Annotated in this window: 15 protein-coding genes and 1 tRNA gene; 12 read left to right on the top strand and 4 right to left on the bottom strand. The window is 62.3% G+C overall.

The window, feature by feature from the left end; genetic code table 11:
* Nucleotides 1–178: 178 nt before the first annotated feature.
* Nucleotides 179–1,759 carry a sodium/proline symporter PutP gene (gene putP, locus L8U58_RS00610; RefSeq protein WP_269954461.1) on the bottom strand — a complete coding sequence of 527 codons (1,581 nt, stop codon included), beginning with the start codon at nucleotides 1,757–1,759 and terminating at the stop codon, nucleotides 179–181.
* 533 nt (nucleotides 1,760–2,292) lie between these two features.
* Here putP and L8U58_RS00605 point away from each other — a divergent pair.
* Genes L8U58_RS00605 through L8U58_RS00590 form a run of 4 tightly spaced genes read left to right on the top strand, consistent with a single transcriptional unit; the run spans nucleotide 2,293 to nucleotide 10,136 of the window.
* On the top strand, nucleotides 2,293–5,058 hold the full coding sequence (locus L8U58_RS00605; protein ID WP_269954460.1) for a DEAD/DEAH box helicase: 2,766 nt from the start codon (nucleotides 2,293–2,295) through the stop codon (nucleotides 5,056–5,058).
* Nucleotides 5,051–6,061 (top strand): SWIM zinc finger family protein, encoded by a 1,011-nt coding sequence (locus tag L8U58_RS00600; protein ID WP_269954459.1) that lies wholly within the window; start codon nucleotides 5,051–5,053, stop codon nucleotides 6,059–6,061. The genes L8U58_RS00605 and L8U58_RS00600 overlap by 8 nt, the downstream gene beginning before the upstream one ends.
* Nucleotides 6,062–6,069: 8 nt before the next feature.
* Nucleotides 6,070–7,329 (top strand): metallophosphoesterase family protein, encoded by a 1,260-nt coding sequence (locus tag L8U58_RS00595; RefSeq protein ID WP_274706406.1) that lies wholly within the window; start codon nucleotides 6,070–6,072, stop codon nucleotides 7,327–7,329.
* 32 nt (nucleotides 7,330–7,361) lie between these two features.
* On the top strand, nucleotides 7,362–10,136 hold the full coding sequence (locus L8U58_RS00590) for an AAA family ATPase (protein WP_269954457.1): 2,775 nt from the start codon (nucleotides 7,362–7,364) through the stop codon (nucleotides 10,134–10,136).
* A 24-nt stretch (nucleotides 10,137–10,160) separates the two neighbouring features.
* On the opposite strand, the gene L8U58_RS00585 is transcribed toward L8U58_RS00590, so the two are convergent.
* A tRNA-Arg gene (locus L8U58_RS00585) sits at nucleotides 10,161–10,236 on the bottom strand.
* A gap of 127 nt (nucleotides 10,237–10,363) precedes the next feature.
* On the opposite strand from L8U58_RS00585, the gene argS reads away from it, so the two are divergent.
* The 5 genes from argS (at nucleotide 10,364) to thrB (ending at nucleotide 17,121) form a co-directional block, all read left to right on the top strand.
* Complete coding sequence (argS, locus tag L8U58_RS00580; RefSeq protein ID WP_034978399.1) at nucleotides 10,364–12,034, top strand: arginine--tRNA ligase; 1,671 nt, start codon at nucleotides 10,364–10,366, stop codon at nucleotides 12,032–12,034.
* A 67-nt stretch (nucleotides 12,035–12,101) separates the two neighbouring features.
* Nucleotides 12,102–13,553: a diaminopimelate decarboxylase gene (lysA, locus tag L8U58_RS00575; RefSeq protein ID WP_034970875.1), complete on the top strand. Its 1,452-nt coding sequence runs from the start codon at nucleotides 12,102–12,104 to the stop codon at nucleotides 13,551–13,553.
* 125 nt (nucleotides 13,554–13,678) lie between these two features.
* The gene (locus tag L8U58_RS00570; RefSeq protein WP_269954456.1) at nucleotides 13,679–15,004 is read left to right on the top strand and encodes a homoserine dehydrogenase; all 1,326 of its coding nucleotides are present in this window, start codon (nucleotides 13,679–13,681) and stop codon (nucleotides 15,002–15,004) included.
* 117 nt (nucleotides 15,005–15,121) lie between these two features.
* Nucleotides 15,122–16,195, top strand: coding sequence for a threonine synthase (gene thrC / locus L8U58_RS00565; RefSeq protein ID WP_269954455.1), 1,074 nt, complete (start codon nucleotides 15,122–15,124; stop codon nucleotides 16,193–16,195).
* Nucleotides 16,195–17,121 carry a homoserine kinase gene (gene thrB, locus L8U58_RS00560; RefSeq protein WP_269954454.1) on the top strand — a complete coding sequence of 309 codons (927 nt, stop codon included), beginning with the start codon at nucleotides 16,195–16,197 and terminating at the stop codon, nucleotides 17,119–17,121. The genes thrC and thrB overlap by 1 nt, the downstream gene beginning before the upstream one ends.
* Nucleotides 17,122–17,130: 9 nt before the next feature.
* Here thrB and L8U58_RS00555 read toward each other — a convergent pair whose 3' ends face one another.
* Nucleotides 17,131–17,811 (bottom strand): DedA family protein, encoded by a 681-nt coding sequence (locus L8U58_RS00555; protein ID WP_269954453.1) that lies wholly within the window; start codon nucleotides 17,809–17,811, stop codon nucleotides 17,131–17,133.
* 117 nt (nucleotides 17,812–17,928) lie between these two features.
* On the bottom strand, nucleotides 17,929–19,587 hold the full coding sequence (locus L8U58_RS00550) for a long-chain fatty-acid--CoA ligase (protein ID WP_269954452.1): 1,659 nt from the start codon (nucleotides 19,585–19,587) through the stop codon (nucleotides 17,929–17,931).
* Between the two features lie 289 nt (nucleotides 19,588–19,876).
* On the opposite strand from L8U58_RS00550, the gene rho reads away from it, so the two are divergent.
* Genes rho through L8U58_RS00535 form a run of 3 tightly spaced genes read left to right on the top strand, consistent with a single transcriptional unit; the run spans nucleotide 19,877 to nucleotide 23,652 of the window.
* Nucleotides 19,877–21,598: a transcription termination factor Rho gene (rho, locus tag L8U58_RS00545; RefSeq protein WP_269954451.1), complete on the top strand. Its 1,722-nt coding sequence runs from the start codon at nucleotides 19,877–19,879 to the stop codon at nucleotides 21,596–21,598.
* A gap of 3 nt (nucleotides 21,599–21,601) precedes the next feature.
* Complete coding sequence (prfA, locus tag L8U58_RS00540) at nucleotides 21,602–22,678, top strand: peptide chain release factor 1 (RefSeq protein ID WP_034970868.1); 1,077 nt, start codon at nucleotides 21,602–21,604, stop codon at nucleotides 22,676–22,678.
* A gap of 35 nt (nucleotides 22,679–22,713) precedes the next feature.
* Entirely contained in the window at nucleotides 22,714–23,652 is a 939-nt protein-coding gene (locus L8U58_RS00535) for a N5-glutamine methyltransferase family protein (protein ID WP_269954450.1), read from the top strand.
* Nucleotides 23,653–23,699 lie beyond the last annotated feature (47 nt).

Here is a 23,699-nt window from a genome sequence, read left to right as displayed (position 1 = left end):
GTCCTCACCCAAGCAACACCAGCGACCAGCACGGCCAGGAGAAGGCAGTAAATGGTGAAGGGGGCGGGGCGAAAGAGAGTGGGGCGGGAAGAAGGCAAGAAAAAGCGCCGCATGCAGTAATAGACTGCAGCGGCGCTAGAAAGGTTCGCTTGGATTTCAAGCAATTAACCTTGGGTGACTACTTGGCGACAACCTCGGCGGCTTCCTCGAAGTCGATGTCCTTCTTCGTAGCGACCTTGGACAGCTTGGCTGCCTCGTCGAAGGTATCGGTAATCGCCTTGGACGGAGCCTTCGTGAGCAGGGTGACGGTGACCATGACGATGACGTTCAGAGCCACGCCCGGGATCATCTCGTACAGACCGAAGGGCTTTTCGATAACGCCGAACTGCGGTAGACCGCCCCAGATGAAGGCGACGATAGCACCGGTGACCAGGCCCGCGGCGGCACCCGGAGCGTTGAGGCGGCGCCAGTACAGCGAAGCCAAGATGACCGGGCCGAAGGAGGCGCCGAAGCCCGCCCAGGCGAACTCGACCAGGCCAAGAATTCCGGACTCCGGGTTAAGAGCAATCACGCCGGCGAAGATAGCGACAACCAGCACGGAGATTCGAGAGAGATTCTTCAGGGACTGGTCGGACGCATTCTTGTTGATCAGGCCGTTGTAGATGTCCTCGATCAGCGCGGAGGAAACAACCAGCAGCTGAGAGGAAATGGTGGACATGATCGCTGCCAGAACGGCGGTCAGGATCAGACCAGCCAATAGCGGGTGGAATAGGATGCGACCCATGTCCAGGAAGATAGATTCGAATTTATCCTGGTCATTGATGGCGATGGAGGGGTCCATGCCGAAGAATGCAGGGCCGATGATGGCGACCATGACGGAGCCGACCATGCACAGGAACATCCAGCCGACACCGTAGCGCATACCTGCGCGGGCATCGGACGGGCTACGCAGCGCCATGAATCGCACGATGATGTGCGGCTGGCCGAAGTAGCCGAGACCCCACGCGGCGTTGGAGATGATGGTGATGAAGGAAACGCCGGTAAACAGGGAGAACCAGTCCGGGTTCGGCTCAATGGAATCGAGGCCGTAAGAGTTTTCCAGCTGGTAGGTCCAGATCGCGCCCGGATCATCCATGTGCAACAGTGCCATGACCGGCACCAGGAGCAGGGAGACGAACATGATGCAGCCCTGGACGGTATCGGTGAAGGATACGGCCAGGAAGCCACCGATGAAGGTATAAGCCACGGTGACGGCGGCGATGATAATCATGCCGGTCAGGTAGTCGCCCTCGAAGGTGGACTCGAAGTAGACGCCACCGGCGACCATGCCGGAGGCTACGTAGAAGGTGAAGAACACCAGGATGATGATGCCGGCGGCGATGCGCAGGAAGTGGCTGCGGTCGTTAAAGCGATTCTCCAGGAAGGAAGGGATCGTGATGGAGTTGTTCGCCACCTCGGTGTAGGAGCGCAGGCGCGGAGCGGTGACGATCCAGTTCACGGCGGCACCGATCAGCAGGCCGATGGCCATCCATGTTCCGCCAAAACCTGTCGCATAGATGAGGCCCGGCAGGCCCATCAACAGCCAGCCGGACATGTCTGAAGCGCCGGCGGACAAAGCGGCGACGAAGGGGTGCAGGTTGCGTCCGCCGAGCATGTAATCCTCATACTCGTCGGTCTGGTTGAAACTATAAAGTCCAATCAGCAGCATGATGAACAGATAGATCACCATGGCTATGACAAACCATGTCTGGTCAGCCATAAACAGTCATCTCCTCAAGTTGAATGTATAAGTTCTATACGTCAGCTTTCGGGCTCTCTGTGCTCCGAAGTACAGAAGGCGCGCGCATGTGTGACGCGCACAACTCCGTATCCACGTTAGCGAACAGTTCTGCGCTGCGAAGGTTGTCTGGGGTACGTGGTAAAACTTCCACCATGGGATACACGCATCAGATGCACGTTGTTGCACCCACATCGGGCGGGCTGTGGTTGTGGGTAGAGCGCGTTGCAGGCCACGGGGTGGTGCTCGATATCGATGAACTTGAATCAGGCGATCTGCCTGCGGTTTGTATGGAAATCCTGGGGTCCCGACCGTGGCGAAATCGGGGTGGAATGTGGTTGGCCACGCCCCGTGGGCGGGTGAAGGAATTGCCGGTTCCTGCGGTGGCTCTAACGCCCGAAGAATCTGTTGGGTTAATGGGGGCATTATGCGAGTATGCGAATAATAATATTAGTTCTGGGCAGGGTACTAAATCTGGACTGATCGATGGACTCGGTGCGGAAGCTACATTTCTTATGCAGCTCTGCACTTTCGTTGAGGAAGCGGTACTTGCTGGGCGGGTAATGGTGCGCATGGAACGCGTCGACGATCAGTGGTTCCCCCGGTGGACTCTGTCGCCGGCGGGCGACCACATGCGGGTGCTGCAAGAATTCCGCACGCGCGTGCCTGGGGTGCTCACGCGAAACGGCGGCGCCGATGTGGTGGAGCGGATTGCCGACGAGTTTGCTCACTGGATCGCTGTGGCGCACCTGCGCCGCGAGCTGGGCGACTTTACCTCCGACTTCGTCCGCGCCCTGGCGACGGGCACGGCCACCCGACGTGGAGGGGCCAGCACCGTCGTCAACCTGGGGCAGTGGCGGCGCGAGGCTGAAGCGCAGGCCGGGCAGCTGGTCTTTCTGTTGTCTACTCCGTCGGAGGTGCAGGAAGAACAGGAAGAACAGGAAGAAGAGACCGCCGACAATCCAGCAGTAGGCGGTGCTACGCCGAGTTGGTGGCTACAGATCGCCTATTCGCTGAATGGTGGCCCCTTTGAACCTCTCAACCCCGCCACCATGGACGAAGAGCTCAGGGAGCAGATCATCCGTGGCCTCTACCGGGCAGAGGAAGCGTGGAAAGAGTTCAACCCGCACGTGCGTAGCCTGCTGACGTGGATCAACATTGGCGCGAATCCACAGCAGCGGGGATGGTGGCGTCCAGAAGAATTGCCGAGCGAACAGCCGACCTTGGGCACGAACCTGGACATCACCGAGCTCGCGAGCTTCCTAGAAGAAGGAGCGCCGGCGCTGCGGGAGGCCGGGTTCGGCGTGATGATCCCGCGCGAATGGGGCAAGGTGCGCCCGCGGGTGAAGGCGACGGCGACTCCGGTGGGGCAGGGGCCGGGATCGGGAAAGTTGGGGATGGACCAGCTGATGAACTTCTCGTGGGAGGTCAGCCTGGGCGGCGATGGTGCCGGCGGTGCTGGTGGGGCAGACGGGGATCTCGACGAGGCCACACGCCAGGAGTTGCTCAATGCGGCCGAAGCGATCGTGCGCATCAACGGCGAATACGTGTTCCTGGATCAGGAGGCCCTGTCTGCTGCCCGCAAGTGGTTCGCGGAGGTGACAAAGGAGCAGGATGCGCCCGTCGGCGACGTCACCGTTAGTGTGCGGGACATTGTGGAAGCCGACCTGTTAAGCGCCGCCGAGGTGGTCGATGCCGACCATGAGTTCCGGGTGGTTGCCGACGGATGGGTGGCGCGACTGCTGGATGGTGAGGCGCAATTGGATCCTCCGGAGCCGGTGCAGGTGCCCGCTGCGGTGCGAACCACGCTGCGCGACCACCAGCGCCGCGGTTTAAGCTGGCTGGCCTGGATGCACCGCCACCGCATCGGCGCGATCCTGGCCGATGACATGGGTCTGGGCAAGACTCTGCAGGTGCTGTCGCTGCTGGCATGGGAGCGTGAGGTCGACGACTGCGAAGGTCCGACCCTTGTCGTTGCGCCCACCACCGTTGTGGAGGCGTGGCGTGCCGAGGCCGCGCTGCACGTGCCGAGTCTGAAGGTCCTGGTCGATCACGGTTCGGGGTTGCTCACTGATGAGGAGTTTGGCGACGCCACGTCTCGGGGGCTCGAAGGCACAACGAAGCAGCCGGATCTGGTGGTGACAACCTACGGGCGCGTGGCCCGGAACACTGCCCGTTACCAGCAAGTTCAGTGGGGAAGAGTGGTAGCCGACGAGGCGCAGGCGATTAAGAACCCGGCGACGAAGCAGTCCCGGGCGGTGCGCTCGCTGGGCGCTGCGACCCACATTGCGTTGACGGGCACCCCGGTGGAAAACCGGTTGAGCGACCTGTACGCCATCATGGACTTCGCGAACCCAGGGATCTTCGGATCCGCCGCGGCGTTCCAGAATCGCTTGGCCATCCCCATTGAGCGCTACGGGGATGAGGAAGCCAAGCGGCGGTTACGTGGGCTGGTACAGCCGTTTATTCTGCGCCGGTTGAAGGGCGACGCCGCGATTGGTCTGGACTTGCCGGAGAAGCAGGACATCGTAGAGCGCGTTCCATTGTCTAGGGAACAGGCGGCGCTGTACGAGTCCTTCATTAAGGACATGGAGATGCGCCTGCAGCTGCCCGGCGGCAAACGGCGCGCCAACATCCTGGGCGCATTGGTGAAGATCAAGCAGATTTGTAACCACCCGGCGCATTTTGCGGGTGACGGGTCGGGGATTTTGGCAGACGGGAAGCACCGTTCGGCGAAGGTCGAGCGCATCTTCGAGATCGCCGGCCAGGCGCTGGAACAAGGCAAGAAGGTACTGATGTTCACACAGTTCCCGACCTTCGGCAAGATGCTGGCACCGGAACTGCAGAGCACCTTCGGCGTGGAGGTTCCCGTGCTGCACGGCGGCCTGTCGCGTGCCAAGCGCACGCAGATGGTCCGCGTTTTCCAGAGCGCCGATGGGCCGCCGATTATGATCCTGTCGGTGCGGGCGGGCGGTACTGGCATCACCCTGACCGAAGCCTCGGTAGTGATTCACATCGACCGCTGGTGGAATCCGGCGGTGGAAGACCAGGCCACAGATCGCGCCTACCGAATCGGCCAGAACAAGTCCGTGGAGGTCTATAAGCTGGTGGTGCAGGGCACCATCGACGAAAGAATCCACGACATCATCATGAGCAAACGCGAGCTGGCGGGGGACATTGTCGGTGCAGGCGAAGGGTGGATCGCCAACCTCGATGACGCGGAGCTCAGTGAACTGCTGCAGCTGCGCGAGTCCACCCAGCTGGAGGATAACGATGGTTAACAAGCAGCCGAGGAAACGCACGCGCACCGATGCGACCTGGGGTGAGAACGTGGTGCTCGCCGATTTTGGAGCTAAACGACGCCAGGAGATGAACCGCCTGCGCGATCAGCACGGCACGCACATCCGCGGTGAGGATAGCTGGGCTAGTTCGCAGCTGATGGAGGCAATATCTAGGTCGACGGATTCCGGGCGGCTGGCGCGCGGTCGAGAGTACTTCCGGGGTGGGAAGGTCCTGAGCGTGGAGTTTGCGGAGAACGTCGTAGCAGGCTTGATCCACGGCTCGCAGTTGGAGCCGTTTGAAACGTCCATTCATCTGCGCGGGCTTACGGATCGGCAGAGGGATTTCGTGCACCACGAGATGCTGACCGATAGCTCGCATGTCCGCTCCCTCCTGGGTGGCGGCGCGCCGGGCTTGGACGTTGCATCGGTGCTGCTACATCCCGGGCACGTCAACCGGGTGAGCTGTACGTGCCCGGACAAGTCCGCGATCTGCAAACACGTGGTGGCGCTGGCCTACTCGGCGGCTGAGAGGCTGGATCGGGACCCCAGTCTCCTTCTGAAATGGCGGGGATTGAACCCACAGGAGCTGCTGCGCCCAGTGCAGGGCTGGGGTGGCGGGGGCGTGGGGGCGTCCCCAAATAGGCAACCGCAAGAACAGGAACGCTTAGACAAGCAGGCTAACCAGCCGGAACAAGTCGATTCGGAAGCATTCTGGGGCACGTCGGCGGAACTAATCGAATGGGAGCCGCTGCGGTGGGAATCCGGGATGGAACAGGGTGACCAGAAGGCTTTGAATGAGGCTCTGCGGTCGGTGACATGGCATGCGGTAGATCAGCTGAAGGCGAAGCACGAGCTGGAGGTTTGCTACGAAACCTTAGAAAATGTCGAACCTATGTTCTATTATGAAACTAGGTTGTCCGGGTCGATTGATAAAACTGCGGACGAGGTAAGCGACGAGGACGGAACGAATAGTACGGAAAGAACAGGTAGGGCAGACACGTGACACAAGCAATGGCGGCAACGTCCGCGCATCGGGCGCGGATCCTGCACACGTCGGACTGGCAATTGGGGATGAAGCGCCACTTTTTGAGTGGGGAGGCGCAGTCGCGCTTCGACGAATCGCGGCTGACGGCGATCGAGGCGTTGCTGGAGCTCGCGGAGGAAAGGCAATGTGACGCCGTCGTGGTGGCCGGTGACGTTTTCGACGATAACTTGCTGAAACCAGAGATTTACGGGCGTGCGATGGACGTGCTGAAGGGCTCGACAGTGCCCGTATTTCTGCTGCCTGGAAACCACGATCCGCTGGATGCAGCGAGTGTGTATCACCGGAAGGAGTTCGACAAACTGGCGAATGTCTTCGTGCTGAAGGATTCGGAGCCGGTGGCGGTGCCAAAGTCCGGTGGTGGTAGAGCAGAGGGTGCAGCTGCCCTGGAGATCGTCGGCGCCCCATTGCGTGGAAAAACCGCGGACGAGGACTTGGTTGCGGCCGCATTGAGTGGTCTCGATCCGGTGCAGGGGGCCGGGATCCGCGTGCTGGTTGGGCATGGCGGGGTGAGCTCTTTCGGTGAGATCGACGATTTCGACCGCATCGACGTGGACAATGCTGCCCGGGCATGCCACGAGCGAAAGGTGGACTATGTGGCACTAGGGGATACGCACTCGACGATGCCGCTGGACGCAGACGCGACGCAGGCGCGGGTGTGGTACTCCGGGGCGCAGGAGGTCACGGACTTCGTTGAGCAGGACGGGCGGGGCGAGTCGAACTCCGGCAACGTCCTGGTGGTGGAGATTGCAGTGGATCCGGCGCGACCAGAAAAGCAAGCGCAGGTGCAGGTGGAGGAGGTTCCAGTTGGGCGCTGGGCGTTCAAGGCGCTCAACGCGACAGTGAACTCGACCGCTGATATCGACGAGTTCCTGGAGCGGCTGGGGGGAATTGAGTCGAAGCGCACCACCGTGGTGAAGTACGCGCTGGTGGGCACTTTGTCCGTCCACGATGCTGCGTACCTAGATGAGCAGTTGGAGAAGATCGCGCCGACCTTTGCGGCCCTGTATGAGCGCGAACGACTGATGGACGTGCACGTCATCCCCGACGAGGATGAGCTATCCGAAGGGCTACTGAGCCAGGGCTTCATCGGCGAGGCAGTGCAGGAACTCAAGAGCTTGGCCGAGTCCGACAGTCAAGACCCCCAGCAGATGCAGCAGGCGCAACAGGCGCAGGACGCTCTGCGCCTGTTGGTACGTCTGGCGCACCACGCGGAAAAGGGTAACTAGAAGGGTAACTAGGGGAGAGGAACGGCAAAGAAATGACAACTTCTAACGAGGCTTCGTCCAACACTCAGACCAAGGCCAGCTTTGTGCTGGAAAGCCTGGACGTCCGCAACTTCGCGGGCATCGAATCTGCACACTTCGCCCCCAGTGCAACGGGTGTGACCGTTATCCACGGCAGTAACGAGGCTGGAAAATCCAGCCTGATGAATGCCTTTGGACTGCTGCTTTCCGATTGGAAGGTCTCGACGAGCTCCAAGAAAGTCAGCATTTACTTCCCCGTGGGTGGTGGTAGTAAGTCGAAGATCACCGCGCGACTGCGCCTGGGCGAGAACCTGGTGGAATACACCAAGGACTTCGAGGGCAAGAAGATGCAGCTGGATGTGCTGCGCCCCTCCGTGCGCAACTACACCGGCGACCAAGCAATGGAGAAGTTCAACGAGCTGCTAAACGAAAGCATCGATTCCGCGCTGCGAGAGGCTCTGTTCGTCAGCCAGGGGCAACGCCTGGATGCCCTCGATTTCACGGCCATCCCTTCCCTTTCCTCGGCCCTGCGCAGCGCCGGCGACGACGCTAGTGACGCCACAGCGGGGACGGGCGCCAGCATCAGCGAAGGTGACCAAGGCGCTGCTGAGCTTCTGGTCCACCTGATTGACGAGGAGGACAAGAAGCTACAGGATCGCCGAGCCAACCGAAATCCCAAAGGGGAGCTAGCCACGGCTGAGGCGGATCTAGCCAGCGCAAAGGAGGCGCTGGCCACGGCACGGAGTGACTACGACAATGCGCAGGAAGCGATTTACGCGATCGAATCCAAGCAGGCACAGCGCGCGGCGGCGGAGGCTGACCTGCCGGAGGCCCAGAAAGAATACGACGAATATGCCAAGCGATTGGAGGCTGCGAAGAAGGTAGCGGAGACTCTCCGCACTTTGGAAAGCGAGCTGGAGCTCAAGGACAGCCAGGTCGGGCGGTGGAAGGAGGCCACCGAAGCCCGGGATAGTCAGAAGTCCGCGCTGGGGAAACTAGAACAGTCGCTCAAGGATGCGAGGGAGGCGCTACGTGGCGTCCAGAAACAAGCAGATGAACAACATGCCGAGCGCGACGAGGCGAAGAAGGCCTTCGATAGTGCTCACGCTGCGTATGTGTTGGCCGATAAGCGGGCGAAGCTGGCCGCGGCGCTGAAGAGTGCGGAGGAAGTTCAGGAGCGCCTGGATGGCTTGACGGAGGAGCGCGACAGTGCGGTAAAGCTGGACTCGCAGGTCGCGGAGCTGGCGCAGAAAGTGGCTCGCGACCCGGCTACCCCCAAGGCGGAGCAGAAGATCCGCGAGGCGATGACGGACCTGGAAGCGCAGATAAAGATCCGCGATGCGGGCGCGACCTCCGTGCACATCACTGGGCCGACAGGTGGCACGGTCGTTGATGATGGTGCCGAGACCACCCTGGAGGAAGGTGGCCTGGATAAGAAGATCACCGCCGAATGGACCGTCGGTCTGGGTGAATACCAGGTGCGGGTGACCCCGGCGCAAGATTCCAGCAACCTCGACCTGAACGTCGCCGAGGCTCTGCAGAAAGTCAACGCGGAGCTGTCGGCGGTTGGGCGCGAGCACATCGGACTAGAGGACTCCCGTGCGGAGGTCCTCGAGGAGCTTGGGCAGGCAGTACGGGCGCGCAACGAGGAAGAGGAAAACCTGCGCGACCTGCGCGCGAACCTCAAGGCAACCCTCGGCAAGCGCACCCTGTCCGATTTGACCGGCCAGGTCGGCAGCCTCACCGCCGAAGTTGAAAGGCTGCAGGAGCGTTGTGATGTGCTGCGTAGTGACGCCAACGTGGGGGCCGACGAGAATGTCGACGAAGCGGCAGCGGTCACAGCCCTGGAATCGGCCACCCTTGCCCGTGATGAGGCCAACGAACGGCTGCTTTCCCTGCAGAGCAGCGATGCGATCGAGCGGAAAATCCAGCACGAAGCCAAGGTGGAAAACCTGCAGCAGCAACTGGAGGTGGTGACGAAGGACCTGAACACGGCCCGCGAACGCTGCTCCGACGAAGATTTGAAGGCGAAGCACATGCAAGCCACCCAGGCTGTGGCTGCGGCCCGCGAGAAGCTGGAGTCGAAGCGCCTGGAGGTCGGCGAACTAGGCGACGTGGCGGACGTGCAGGCGAGCCTCGACGGTGCCCAGAGCCGCGTGAACATGCTGAACCAGCAGATGCAGGAGTGCCGCGTGGACATTGCCGCCCTGAATGCGAAGCTGGGGCAGGCCCGCGGTTCCGCAGAAGCGAAAGAACAGGCAGAAGCGGAAGTAAAGCGCCTCGGGGGAGTAGTTGCCAGGTTGCGTAGGCAGGCGGATGCGGCGGAGTTACTGCATCGGGTGGTTCAGGCATCGCGGAAGCGGATGCAGGAAAAGTACTCCGAGCCCTACCGCAAGGCTTTGAACAAGCTCTCCGGGATGGTCTTTGGCAGTGACGTTGATTTGGATGTGGATGAGAAGTTCCAGGTTTCGAGCCGCGCTATCGGCAACGTGCGCTTGGACAAGGAACAGCTCTCCGGTGGCGCGCAGGAGCAGGTGGAGATCCTGCAGTTGCTCGCTATTGCTCGCTTGGTGGGTCACGACGGCAACGGTGTGCCGATCTTCCTGGATGACGTGTTGGGCTTCAGCGACACTGACCGTGCTAAGAGCATGAACAAGGTGCTTGGCGCCCTGGGAAAGGACAATCAGATCATCGTTTTGACCTGCGACAAGGATCGATTCTCCCGGATTCCGGGCGTGGAGTTCCAAAGCATTGACAGCGTAAAGAAAGCTGGAGCTTCGCAGCCGTGACGGTGGTGAGCGTCAGTAAAAAAATGGTGCCCTCGGCGAGATTCGAACTCACGACCCCTGGTACCGGAAACCAGTGCTCTATCCCCTGAGCTACGAAGGCGCGTATCGGCGGTTCACTTCACGTTCACGTCAATACGGGTTGAAAGTCTAGCACTGCACCGGGGCGGTAGTTTAATCACCTCCGCCACTGCGTGAGTCGTCCAGCCTCACTGCTAGTGTTTAATGCTGTGACTCCTGCTGAATTGTCTGAACTGATTACCGAAACTGCCCGCACGACCCTGGATGCCCACGGTCTGGATTCCTCCGTGGTGCCGGAAAGCGCCACCGTGGAGCGCCCGCGCAACCCGGAGCACGGCGACTACGCAACGAACATCGCCATGCAGGTGGCCAAGAAGGCCGGCACGAACCCCCGCGAGTTCGGCACCTGGCTAGCGGAATCCCTCGGCGCCCACGAGGGCATCGACGAGGCCACCGTTGCCGGCCCGGGCTTCATTAATATTCGCCTGGCCGCCGCCGCCCAGGGCAAGATCGTTGAGGAGATCCTTGCCGCCGGTGCAGACTTTGGCCACGGCGACGAGTTCGCAGGCACAGCCATCAACCTGGAGTTCGTCTCCGCCAACCCGACCGGCCCGATCCACCTGGGTGGTACCCGCTGGGCAGCGGTCGGCGACTCCTTGGGACGCGTCCTCACTGCCCGCGGGGCGAAGGTAACCCGCGAGTACTACTTCAACGACCACGGTGCGCAGATCGACCGCTTCGCCCGCTCCCTGCTGGCTGCCGCGAAGGGCGAGCCCACCCCGGAGGATGGCTACGGCGGCGACTACATCCAGGACATCGCCTCCCAGATCGTGGAGGCAAACCCTGACTGGCAGCAGCTCGGGGAGGACGAGGCGCAGGAGCTGTTCCGCTCCCAGGGTGTGGAGCTCATGTTCGCTCACATTAAGCGCACCCTCGCGGAGTTCGGCACGGAGTTCGACGTGTACTTCCACGAAAATTCCCTGTTCGAATCCGGCGCGGTTGAGGCTGCGATCCAGAAGATCAAGGACAACGGCAATCTGTACGAGGCCGACGGTGCCTGGTGGCTGCGCTCCACCAACTTCGGCGACGACAAAGACCGCGTGGTCATCAAGTCCGACGGCAACGCGGCCTACATCGCCGGCGACATCGCCTACGTGGCCGACAAGTTCGACCGTGGCCACAACCTGTGTATCTACATGCTGGGTGCGGATCACCACGGCTACATTGCTCGCCTGCGTGCGGCGGCAGCCGCTATGGGCTATGACCCGGAGCAGGTGGAGGTTCTCATCGGCCAGCTGGTGAACCTAGTCAAGGACGGTAAGGCTGTGCGCATGTCGAAGCGCGCCGGCACCGTCATCACTCTGGACGACCTGGTGGAGGCCATCGGCGTGGACGCTGCCCGCTACGCCATGATCCGCAGCTCCGTGGATTCCTCCCTGGATATCGACATGGATCTCTGGGCCTCCCAGTCCAACGACAACCCGGTCTTCTACGTCCAGTACGCGCACGCTCGCCTGAGTTCCCTGGGGCGCAAGGCCGCTGACCTTGGCGTCACTCGTGAGGGTGCCGATCTATCCCTGCTGACTCACGACCGCGAAGGCGACCTGATCCGCACCCTCGGCGAGTTCCCGGCCGTGGTGAAGACCGCGGCTGAGCTGCGCGAACCTCACCGCGTTGCCCGCTACGCCGAGTCTCTGGCCGGCACCTTCCACCGTTTCTATGACGCCTGCCAGGTCCTGCCGAAGCCCAGTGACGACGAGCAGACTGTGGCGGAGAGCAAGGCTCTGTTCGCCGCCCGCCTGTCCCTGGCCGCCGCCGCCCGCCAGACCCTGGCCAACGCGCTGGAGCTGTTGGGCGTGACCGCCCCGGAGCGTATGTAGCTGTCGCTTTTTGGGGACGCCCACACGTCCCCGCCCCCTGCACACCACACTCACCTAGGAGGTTCCCTTGGATCCGGAGACTCACCTGAACTCCACACCCTTGCGCCGTCGCACGGCTAACGCCGCGGAGTTCAATGCGATCCCCGCGCATGTCTACCCGCAGACCCTTCGCCGTGAGACAGCAGGGGAGCACCGGGGTGAGGTCACCATCGCTGGCGTGCCGCTGACCGAGATCGCCGAGACCTTCGGCACTCCCGCCTTCGTGATGGACGAGGAGGACTTCCGCACTCGTTGTCGTCGCCTGGCCAAGGCCTTCGGCGGTGGGCACTTTGTGCACTACGCCTCCAAGGCTTTCCTGTCGAAGACGGTTGCCCGCTGGGTGATGGATGAGGGCCTGTCCCTGGATGTTGCGTCCCTCGGCGAGCTGCAGGTCGCTTTGGCCGCGGGATTCCCGGCCGAGCGCATCACGGTCCATGGAAATAACAAGTCTCCGGAGTTCCTCCGTCTGGCGGTTTCCGAGGGTGCGGAGCTGATCGTCGTCGACTCGCTGCAGGAAATCGAGGCGCTCTCCACCGTTGCTGGCGAGCTCGGCAAGACCCAGGATGTGCTGGTGCGCGTGACCCCCGGTGTGCACGTCGATACCCACGAGTTCATCGCCACCAGCCACGAGGACCAAAAGTTCGGCTTCTCTCTGGCCTCCGGTGCAGCTCACCATGCGGCCATGGCATGCCACACCGCCGACGGCGTGCGTCTGCGCGGCCTGCACTGCCACGTCGGCTCCCAGGTGTTCGAGGCCGCCGGCTTCGCCCTGGCCGCCGAGCGCCTGCTGGGCCTGTGGAAGCAGCTGCTGGACTCCATCGCGACGCTCACGGACGAGCACGCTGTTGACCCGTCTCAAGGTGTTGGTTCGGACGCCCCCACGTTGCTGGATACCCTCGATCTCGGTGGTGGCTACGGTATCGCCTACATGCCGGATCAGGAGGCTCTGGACGTGGAAGAGGTGGCGTCCGAACTAAAGAGCAAGGTGCGCAAGGCAGCAGAGTCGGCCGGCGTTCCCGAGCCGACGCTTAACGTCGAGCCGGGCCGTGCGATCGCCGGTCCGTCGATGATCACGTTGTACCGTGTCGGCACGGTGAAGGACGTCGAGGTTGCCGATGGCATTTCCCGCCGATACATTTCCGTCGACGGTGGCATGAGCGACAACATTCGACCCGCCCTCTACCAGGCGGAATACGACTGCCGCGTGGCAAACCGCGAGGTAGCTGGTGAGCTGCTGCCGACCCGCATCGTGGGCTCGCACTGTGAGTCGGGAGACGTGCTGGTGAACGACGCGCTCGTGCCAGAGGATGTGCGTCCCGGCGACCTGCTGATGATCGGCGCGACGGGCGCCTACTGCTATGCGATGGCCTCCCGTTACAACATGATGACCCGACCCCCGGTGGTGCGCGTAGCGGATGGCGAAGCGCGGTTGATGATTCGCCGCGAAACCATTGACGACGTGTTGGCTTTGGAGGAGTAACCTCCCCGCTAAAGGGCTAAAACAGGGGTAATGGACAGCTTTGTCTAGTCGCGGGGTAGATTGGTGCGATAACCTAAGAAAACGATATCGACAATCCTCTCATCGAGACCCCACAAAGGAGCGACATGACCGAGCAGAATTTTAAGCCAGGCAAGGGAATTGGCCAGACCGTTGGTGTGGCTCTGCTGGGCATGGGTACCGTCGGCGCGGAGGTTCTGCGTCTGCTGGAGGAGCGCAGCGAGGAATTCGCCGCCCGCATCGGTGGCCCGCTGGAGGTTCGAGGAATCGCCGTCAGCAACCTATCCAAGCCCCGCCCGGGCGTGGATCAGGACAAGCTGACGGATGATGCGCTTTCCCTGGTGAGGCGCGATGACATCGATCTGGTGATCGAGGTTATCGGTGGCATCGACTACCCGCGCGAGGTCGTCCTGGCTGCTCTGCGCTCCGGCAAGTCCGTGGTTACCGCCAACAAGGCACTCATCGCAGCCCACGCTGACGAGCTGTCTGCTGCTGCCGACGAGTCCGGTGTGGACCTGTTCTTCGAGGCCGCCGTCGCAGCAGCCATCCCAGTGGTCGGCCCGCTGCGCCGCTCCCTGGCTGGCGACAAGGTCAACCAGGTGATGGGCATCGTCAACGGCACCACCAACTTCATCCTCGACGCAATGTATAGCCGAGGCGCCAGCTACGACGAGATGCTGGCAGAGGCCACCGAGCTGGGCTACGCCGAGGCCGACCCATCTGCCGACGTCGACGGCTTCGACGCCGCCAGCAAGGCCGCCATCCTGGCTTCCCTGGCTTTCCACACTCGCGTCTCTGGCGAGGACGTGCACACCGAGGGCATCCGCGACATCACTGTCGCCGACATCGAGGCAGCCAAGGCCGCAAACTCCACCATCAAGTTGCTGGCCATCTGTGAGCGCCTGGTCGATGAGCAGGGTAAGGAGTCCGTCTCCGCCCGCGTGTACCCCGCCTTGATCCCTGTTTCGCACCCGCTGTCCAGCGTGTCCGAGTCCTATAACGCAGTCTTCGTCGAGGCCGAGTCCGCCGGTCGCCTGATGTTCTACGGCAACGGTGCCGGTGGCGGCCCAACCGCCTCCGCCGTGCTGGGCGATGTGGTGGCCGTGGCCCGCAACATCGTCCTGGGTGGCCGTGGCCCAGGGGAGTCCACCTACGCTTCTCTGCCCATTGCCAGCTTCGGGGAGATCCGCACCCGCTACCACGTCGACATGCAGGTGGATGATCGCCTGGGCGTGCTGGCCGAGGTTGCGTCAGTGTTCTCTGAGCAGGGTGTTTCGTTGAAGACGGTGCGTCAAGAAGGGTTGAACGACGGTGCCCGCCTGGTCGTGATCACCCACAGTGCGAAGGAACAAGACCTGGAGGAGACGGTAGAGAAGCTCAAGCAGCTCGACGCTGTGAAGCGCATCGACTCCGTCATCCGCATGGAAGGCTAACCCCGGTAGTCGGCTAACTGCGGGCTAAAAACTGAAGGCGCGTTTAAGCGTGCCGGGGAAGCACTACAATAGTGCTTCTACAAAGAACCAACGACTGGGAAGAAACGACAGGGAATAATGACTAACAAGGTTCTGAACCATTGGACCGGCCTGATCAACATGTACCGCGAGCGGATGCCTTTCGCGAAGGACTGGGAGCCGGTGACTCTTAACGAGGGCGGCACCCCGCTGCTGCGTGCGAACCACCTGTCGGAGCTCACCGGCTGCGATGTTTACCTGAAGATCGAGGGCGCCAACCCCACCGGTTCCTTCAAAGACCGTGGCATGACCGTTGCTGTGACCGACGCGTACCACAAGGGCCAGAAGGTTCTGATGTGTGCGTCGACCGGTAACACCTCCGCCTCCGCGGCTGCCTATGCTGCCCGCGCTGGTCTGAAGTCCGCCGTCCTTATCCCGGAGGGCAAGATCGCCCAGGGCAAGCTCGCGCAGGCCGTCATGCACGGCGCGCAGATCATTCAGATCCGCGGCAACTTCGATGACTGCCTCGAGCTGGTGCGTAAGACCACCACCGAGTTCCCGGAAATTGCCCTGGTCAACTCTGTGAACCCGATGCGCATTGAGGGACAGAAGACCGCCGCGTTCGAGATTGTGGATTGTCTTGGTGACGCCCCCGATGTTCACTTCCTGCCAGTCGGCAACGCGGGCAACATCACGGCGTATTGGAAGGGCTACTCCGAGTATGCCGAGGATGGCGTGTCCACCCACCGCCCAGTCATGATGGGCGTGCAGGCTGCCGGAGCTGCTCCGCTGGTGAAGGGGGAGCCGGTCCTGGATCCCGAGACGATCGCCACCGCGATCCGCATCGGTAACCCGGCTTCCTGGCAGCAGGCCGTTGCCGCAAAGGAGGAATCCGGTGGCGACTTCCGCGCCCAGACCGACGAACAAATCCTGGAGGCTTACCGCCTGATCGCAGGTCGTGAGGGTATTTTCGTCGAGCCGGCCTCTGCCTCCTCCGTCGCGGGCCTGCTGGATGCGCACGCCAACGGTGAGCTTTCCGCCGGGCAGCGCATCGTCTGCACCGTCACCGGCCACGGCCTGAAGGATCCGACGACCGCCCTGTCGCAGATGCCGGATCCCACCGTCACCGACGTAGATCCGCACGCCGTTGCAGACGCTTTGGGGCTGAACTAATGGGCGTCGAAATACCTGTTGGGCGCAAGGCGACCGTCAAGGTGCCCGCTTCGACCGCGAACCTGGGGCCGGGTTTCGACACCCTGGGGTTGGCGCTGGGTTTGTATGACTACGTGACTGCAGAGGTCATCGATTCGGGCCTGGTTGTCGAGGTCACGGGCGAGGGCGAAGGCGAAGTGCCGCTGGATGAGCGCCACCTGGTTGTTCGGGCACTGCGCGCGACGCTGAAGGAAGCCGACGTGACGGTTCCGGGGCTGCGCGTGAGCTGCACGAACTCCATCCCGCAGTCCCGTGGCCTGGGGTCTTCCGCAGCAGCCGCGACGGCGGGCGTGGCTGCGGGTAATGGCTTAGCCGGGTTCACCCTGGACGAAAAGGCGCAGGTGCAGATCGCCTCGACCTTCGAAGGCCACCCAGACAACGCCGGTGCGTCCGTGCTGGGTTCGGGTGTGGTTTCTTGGACCAACGTCCCGATCGACGGAGTGTCCGCGCCGGACTACTTTGCCCGGCACATCGACGTTCACCCGGACATCAAGGCCACCGCCTTTATCCCGGATTTCCACGCGTCGACGGAGGCAATTCGCCGCGTCCTGCCATCCGACATCAGCCACCTGGATGCCCGTTTCAACGTTTCCCGCACGGCAGTGATGACTGTCGCGCTGCGGGATGACCCGGAGCTGCTGTGGGAGGGCACCCGCGACCGCATGCACCAGACCTATCGCGCGGAGGTCCTGCCGGTGACCGCAGAGTGGGTTAACCGCCTGCGCAACCTGGGTTACCCTGCGTTCCTGTCGGGTGCGGGACCGACCATCATGGTGCTTAGCACCAACCCGGTGGAAGAGTCGTTGATCGAGGAAGCCCGTGGGCGCGGGATGAAGGTTCTGGAGTTGGGGATCGCCGGGCCTGTAGAGGTGGATGTGACCGGATAAGGCCGGAAACTAATCCTGGGCGTTAGCCGGAGCGGAAGATTGCTTCTTCTGGCTCCGGCTTTTCTGTATCACTCCGAATAGCATCGGGACGACGGAGAAGGCGACGAGACCGAGGAAGATGGCCTCGATATTGTTGCGCACGAACTCTACACCGCCGAGCAGCGATCCCAGGTAGACGATGCCGCTGGCCCATAGCACGCCACCGATGACGTTAAAGACAATGAACGTGCGGTAGCGCATGCCGGACATTCCAGCTACTAGCGGGGCATAGGTGCGCACGAAGGGTACGAAACGGCACAGGATGATTGTGATCGAACCGTACTTCGCGAAGAACTCCTCGGATCGATGCAGGTGCTCTTGCTTGAAGAATCGACCGTCCTTTCGGTTGCGTAGCGCGGGGTGGAAACGATGGCCTATCCAGTAGCCCACCTGGTCACCCAGGATCGCCGCGATCGGGGTGATCAGCAGCACCTGCCACAGTGGTGCGAAGCCATCTGGTTGGCTGGCGAGCAGGCCTGCGGTGAAGAGCATGGAATCGCCGGGCAGGAAAGGGAAGAATAGTCCGGATTCGATGAAGATAATCGCAAAAATGGCGGGCAGGATCGCCGCTCCGAAGGGGCCAGAACCCGAAAGCAGATAAATTGGGTCGAACCATTGTGGCCCGAGGGCCAGCACAGTTACGTCGGTCATGCAGGAAAACGCTACTCTACTTTGCCCGGTAATAGTTAGAGCGGCACCTGGTAAAAGCTAGTGATTTTACCCTCAACCAGCCTGGAGTAACTCTTGCACGCACTCTAGGCGCGCATCCTAGACCGTGATGATCTCGAACTTCCCCTCGCGGAAGTGCTGGCGCAGGTCCTTCTTGTCGAACTTATCCACGCTGGTCTTGTCGATATGATCCACGAAGGTCCAGTTCTCCGGCACCATCCAACCGGGCACGCGCTCGCGTAGCTCGTCGGCCAGCTTCCGTGCAGTTTCCGCGGTCCATGCGGTTCCTTCGGCCACAACTACCACTGCCAGTGGGCGTTGCCCCCATTTTTCTGATGGGATGCCTATCACGGCGGCTTCGATGACGGCTGCTGGTTCCAACAAGTAGTTTTCCAGCGCCGCGGAATAAATCCATTCCCCGCCGGAGCGGATGATATCGGACTTGCGGTCGTGAATCGTTAGGTAGCCATCCTTGTTGACGGTCGCGATGTCGCCGGTGCGCAGCCACCCGTCGGGGGTGAAGCGCGAGGCGTCGTCTTCAAAATAGGAGCCTGTCACAGTGTTGCCGCGGACTTGGAGCTCGCCCTCGTTGCGGTCATTGGTATCCAACACATTGTCGTTGTCGTCGACGATGCGATAGCGCATGCCGGCGTGGAAGCGCCCTTGGCTTTCGCGGTACTTCGCACGCGCCGCGCCAGCCACGCCTGCAGGCGGATGGGCAACTGTTCCGACCGGCCCGGTTTCTGTCATTCCCCAGGCGTGGATGATATCCACGCCGAAGCGTTCCTCCCAGGCGTCGATCATGGCGGGGGAGACCTGGGAGCCGCCGACGTAGATTTCCTGCAAGCTCATCTTTTTTGGATGCTGCTTGGCATAGTGCACCAGCAGTCCAGTCCACACGGCGGGTGAACCGTGCGCCTGGCGCGGCATGGCATCGGCAATCACGTGGGCAAGGTGTTCTGGTTCGGCGCTGTGCCCGGTGAACACGATGGGTGCGCCGGCCATAAAAGCCGCCAGCGGCACGCCCCAGCTCAGTACGTGATAGATGGGCACGCAGCACAGGAAGCTGGTGCCGTTGCGGATGCTGAAGCTATCGGCGGCGCGGAGCTGCATGGAGTGCAGCCACAGTGCGCGGTGCGAGTAGACCACACCCTTCGGCGGGCCTTCGGTCCCGGTGGAAAAGCAGATTGCCGCCGGGGCGGTCTCCTCCAGATCCGGCCAGTCGAAGTCGGCGCTGCGTCCGTCCAAGCAGGTTTCCAGGTTGAATACGCGCAAGTTCTCCAGGTGTTCGTCCACCAGCTTCTGCACTGCGTCCGTATTTTCCTGGGCGGCGCCGATCACCAGCACTGCCTCGACACACGGGCAGTCGGCGAGCAGCGGGATGATCTGTTCGCCACATGTCGCGTCGATAACCAGGACCTTGGGTGCTGCCTTGTTGATGATGTGGGTGATCTGCTTGCCCATCAGGTGCCGGTTGATGGGGTTAAACACCGCGCCCATCGAAGCTACGGCGAGCATCACTTCCAGATGTTCTGTGCAGTTCGGCAGCACGGTGCCTACTCGGTCGCCGCGACCAATGCCAAACTCGTCTGTGAACATGTTGGCCATGGCCCCAGCCCGGATACCGATGTGCAGGAAGCTGGTCTGCTCTGCGGTTTCGTCAAAATACGTGGTCACAGTCGTATTTCGGTGAACGCTGGCGCCGTATTCCAGGATCCGTGCTACGGAAAGTGGGATCTCCTGCATCGTCGACTTCATGCATTTCAGCCTAGCCGTTAGGTAATGGTCGCGCGTGTGGTGCTATGGTTAGCTACGGAAGCCGGTTGCGAGGCTCGTTTTTCCTTTCTTTTCTTTCTTTACGACGCCACCCCGCGCTACACCCGCCACCAGTCGCATCGTGGGACTTGAAGGTGGCAATCTTTCTGGAAGATTCCCGCAATCTTTGGGTTAATTTAAAAACTGTTGTCGAATACGCATGTCTGGCCGATCCTGGGGCTTCGCAGGCTCTTGAAGGGTCATTAAAGGCACAAGACGTGAAAGGACTTTTGTGAGCCTGTCCGATATTTTGGCTCGTGGCCAAGCCAATGGCCTCGCCTCGTTGAAATTGCCGGAGCTGCGCCAGATCGCAGCAGCGCAGGGGCTGAAAGGCACCTCCGGTCTACGCAAGGGTGATCTGATCGCCGCTATCGAATCTGCCGGTACCGGTGGGGGCGGGGGAGCCGCCCCCAAGTCGCGACCGGAAAAGGCACCTGCTTCGCAGGAGGCGCCGGTAGCTGGGGCGCGGGAGGGGCGTCCAGAAGAAAGCAACCGCGAGCGCGGCAACGACCGCGCCGATAACGAGCGCGGTGACAACAACCGCGGTGAGGATAGCCGCGGTGATGACAACCGCAGTGACAACGGGCGCGGTGACAACGAGCGCGGTGACGACAACCGCGGCAACCGCCGTAATCGTCGCAACCGCCGTAACCGCCGTAACCGTGGGCGCGATAACAACCGCGACAACCGCAATAACAATGGCGGCGATAACCGCGATAACAACCGCAATAACAATGGCGGCGACAACAACGGGGATAACCGGGACAACCAGAACCAGAAGCCGGAGGAACTGACTCCGGTCGCAGGTATCCTCGACTTCGCCGACGCAAACACCGCCTTCATCCGCACCACCGGCTACCACGCTGGCCCGACCGACGTGTACGTGCCGATCAACACGGTGCGCAAGTACGGCATGCGCCACGGTGACGCGATTACCGGCACCATCCGCCCGAAGAACAACAACAATAACGGCGGTGGCCGCGGACGTAACCGCCAGAAGTACACGCCGATTCACCAGGTAGAGACCGTGAACGGGCTGACCCCGGAGCAGGCGGCGGCGCGACCTCACTTCGCCAAGCTCACCCCGCTGTACCCAAACCAGCGCCTGCGCCTGGAAACCGACCCGAAGACGCTGACCACGCGCGTCATCGACCTCATCATGCCGATCGGTAAGGGCCAGCGTGCGCTGATCGTCTCCCCGCCGAAGGCCGGTAAGACGACGATCCTGCAGGACATCGCCAACGCGATTACCACGAACAACCCCGAGTGCTACCTCATGGTTGTGCTGGTCGACGAGCGTCCGGAAGAAGTGACGGACATGCAGCGCTCCGTCAAGGGCGAGGTCATCGCGTCTACCTTCGACCGTCCGCCAGGGGAGCACACCAACGTGGCCGAACTGGCCGTCGAGCGCGCGAAGCGCCTGGTGGAGCAGGGCAAGGACGTTGTCCTGCTGCTGGATTCCATCACCCGCCTGGGGCGTGCGTACAACAACTCCTCGCCGGCCTCTGGGCGCATCCTGTCCGGTGGTGTGGATTCCAACGCGCTGTACCCGCCGAAGCGCTTCCTGGGCGCCGCCCGCAACATCGAAAACGGCGGTTCGCTGACGATCATCGCCACCGCGATGGTGGAAACCGGCTCCGCTGGCGACACGGTGATCTTCGAGGAATTCAAGGGCACCGGCAACGCGGAGCTGAAGCTGGACCGCAAGATCGCCGAGCGTCGCGTTTTCCCGGCCGTGGACGTCAACCCGTCCGGTACCCGCAAGGACGAGCTGCTGCTCAGCCCGGAGGAGGCGCGGATCATGCACAAGCTCCGCCGCATCCTATCCGCCCTGGATCCGCAGGCCGCCATCGACCTGCTGATCAAGCAGCTGCGTAAGAACAAGACCAACCGGGAGTTCATGCTGCAGGTTGCCAGCTCCGCGCCTTTGGCGGGCGAGGACGAGGAGGATTAAACCATGAGTCAATCACCATCAGTCATCGACGATATCCTGGCCGAATACCAGGGCCTGGAGATGCAGCTGGGCGACCCGGAACTGCACAACGACCCGGCGGCCGCCCGCAAGGTCGGAAAGCGTTTCTCCGAGCTGCAGCCGATCATCCAGACCCACGAGAAACTGCAGCAGGCCCGTGAAGACCACGAGGCTGCGGCGGAGATGGCGTCTGAGGACAAGGAATTCGCCGAGGAAGCCAAGCGCCTGGAGCAGGAAATCAGCGAGCTGGAGGAGCAGCTGACCGACCTGCTGGCTCCGCGCGATCCGCACGACGGCGATGACATCGTTATGGAGATCAAGTCCGGTGCAGGCGGCGAGGAGGCCGCTTTGTTTGCCGGTGAGCTGGCGCGTATGTACCAGCGCTACGCAGAGCGTCACGGCTTTAGCACTGAGATCCTGGGGCTGAACGAAACCGACCTGGGCGGCGTGAAGGACATGACCCTGTCTATCCGCTCCAAGCAGCCGTCCCGCGACGGTGCCTGGTCGGAGTTCAAGTTCGAGGGTGGAGTGCACCGCGTGCAGCGCATCCCCGTCACTGAGTCGCAGGGTCGTATTCAGACTTCCGCCGCGGGCGTGCTGGTCTACCCGGAGCCCGACGAGGTCGAGGACGTGCAGATCGACGACAAGGACATCCGCGTGGACGTTTACCGTTCCTCCGGTAAGGGCGGCCAGGGCGTGAACACCACGGACTCCGCCGTGCGCATCACGCACCTGCCGACCAACATCGTGGTGACCTGTCAGAAGGAGCGCTCCCAGATCCAGAACCGCGCCCGCGCGATGCAGGTTCTGGCCGCGCGCCTGCAGCAGTTGAAGGAAGAAGAGGCCGAGGCAGAGGCAGCTGAGGGACGCGCAGCGCAGATCCGCACCATGGATCGTTCCGAGCGCATCCGCACCTACAACTTCCCGGAGTCTCGCGTTTCCGACCACCGCATTGGCTACAAGGCCAACAACCTGGACGCCGTCCTCGGCGGTGACCTGGAGGCTCTGTTCGCCGCGCTGAAGGAAGCCGACCGCGCACGTCGCCTCGAGGCAGAAGGCTAGCTTCCACTGCTCGGGGGCAGAGGCAGGGTAGAACGTTGACCATCAACCAGGCAGTCCGCGAGGCCACCGCGCAGCTGGCCGCGGCGGGCATTGATTCCGCCGCGGTCGAAGCGCGCCTGCTGATGCGTTACCTGCTGGCGGAGCCAGGCGCTGCCGAGGTCGCTGGTGCCGGTGAAGCCACCGAGGCCGCCGCGTCCGCGCCCCGCGCCGCCGTGGATCCCGGCACCCTGTTCCTGCGCGCCGACGATCCCGCCCCGGCCGAATACGGCGCTTGGATCGCCCGCCGCGTCGCGCGCGAGCCCCTGCAACACATCGTCGGCTCCGCCCCCTTCTGCGGTATGGACCTCTTCGTCGAGCCCGGCTGCTTCGTTCCCCGCCCCGAAACCGAATTGCTCGCCGAATGGGCCGCGCGGTTCCTCGCCGGTCGCCCCACGCCGCGCGTGGTCGATCTGTGCTGTGGACCCGGCACGTTGGGGCTCGGGGTGTCTTTTCTTTTTGACGCCCCCATCTCCCTCATCGGCATCGACATCTCTCGCGCAGCGCTTCAGCTGGCCGAGAAGAACGCGGGGCTCGTTCCGCAGGCTAAAGCCAGGTTCATTCAAGCCGACCTGTCTGCCAATAGTCCCGCAGAGTTGTCAGCGATTCTCGGGGCAGTCACCGCTAACCTCGAACCCGCGGACGTGGTTGTGTGCAACCCTCCCTATGTCCCGGAATCCACCGAAATTTCCCCAGAGGTCGCCGCGGACCCGCACGCTGCGGTCTTTTCCGGGGCAGACGGGCTGGAACTTATGCCACGGGTGCTGCAGTGGGCTGAGGCGCTGGGGCGCCGAGGTGCTGGCGTCGGTATCGAACACGACGATTCGAACGGCGCGCAGGTAGCGGCGATGATGCAGGAACGCGGGTGGACAGAAGTGACTCAACACCGCGACCTGGCAGGTCGACCGCGCTTCGTGACCGCCCTGCTGCCGCAGTAGTTCGGGCGTTGGGGTTAAGGTAGAGCACGTAATTAGAAAGCAAGGAA

This window comes from Corynebacterium macclintockiae (assembly GCF_027570165.1).
Taxonomy (GTDB): Bacteria; Actinomycetota; Actinomycetes; order Mycobacteriales; family Mycobacteriaceae; genus Corynebacterium; species Corynebacterium macclintockiae.
This window is presented reverse-complemented; position numbering and strand designations above follow the sequence as displayed.